1 protein-coding gene is annotated in these 412 nt (G+C 63.1%); it reads right to left on the minus strand.

What is annotated here, in order from left to right:
* Window positions 1–412: efflux RND transporter permease subunit (locus EN879_RS38620; RefSeq protein WP_164774974.1), on the minus strand; the 412-nt coding region annotated here is incomplete at both ends.

Consider the following 412-nt stretch of genomic DNA (forward strand, 5'->3'; position numbering starts at 1 on the left):
GGAGATCTGGTCGACCGCAACGCCGTAGGGCAGCGCCTCTTCGGAGCGCTTGTAGGTGGCCTCGACATCCTTGCCGACATCGGTAACCTTGAAGCCCTTGGCCATGACGACGCCCAACTGCACGCTGTCGTGACCGTTGAAGCGGTACTTTCGCTGGAACGGATCCTGCAACCCCGAACTCACCGTGGCGATGTCGCCCAGCCTCGTGACCTGACCGCCGGCGCGCAGGCGCAGGTTCCTGATATCCTCGACCTTGCCGACATCGCCCTCGACGGAAATGCGCACCGAGTTGGTGCCGGTATCGACGGAGCCGGCCGGGTCGACATTGTTCTGTCCCTTGATCGCATTCTGCAGATCGGTCAGCGTCAGGCCCCGTTCGGCCAGGGCCTTGGACGAGACGTCGATATAGAGC

Source organism: Mesorhizobium sp. M7A.F.Ca.AU.002.02.1.1, from assembly GCF_003998535.1.
GTDB lineage: Bacteria > Pseudomonadota > Alphaproteobacteria > Rhizobiales > Rhizobiaceae > Mesorhizobium > Mesorhizobium ciceri.